This is a genomic window from Cellulomonas sp. P4_A2, from assembly GCF_056402515.1.
This window is the reverse complement of the sequence record NZ_JBFUHG010000225.1, coordinates 1-367: the sequence shown is the minus strand read 5'-3', so window position 1 is coordinate 367 and position 367 is coordinate 1. Positions and strand designations below refer to the sequence as shown.

Sequence of the window (367 nt, the reverse complement as noted above, 5' to 3'; positions counted from 1 at the left end):
GTCCAGCAGCTCGTCCTGGATCGACTCCTGGACGAGGAGGCGCGAGCCCGCGCAGCAGACCTGGCCCTGGTTGAAGAAGATGCCGGTGACGATGCCCTCGACGGCCTGGTCGATCGGGGCGTCGTCGAAGACGATGTTCGCGCCCTTGCCGCCCAGCTCCAGGGTGACCTTCTTGTCCGTGCCCGCGACCTGGCGGGCGATGGCCTTGCCGACCGCGGTCGAGCCGGTGAAGGCGACCTTGTCGACGTCAGGGTGCTCGACGAGGGCCGCGCCCGCGTCGCCGTATCCGGTGAGGATGTTCACGACACCCTTCGGCAGGCCCGCCTGGCGGCAGATGTCCGCGAAGAACAGCGCGGAGAGCGGGGTC

The 367-nt window shown here is 69.5% G+C and carries 1 protein-coding gene; it reads right to left on the bottom strand.

What is annotated here, in order from left to right; translation table 11 throughout:
* On the bottom strand, positions 1-367 hold a 367-nt coding region (locus tag AC1DUE_RS20830; protein ID WP_477041296.1), incomplete at both ends, for an aldehyde dehydrogenase family protein.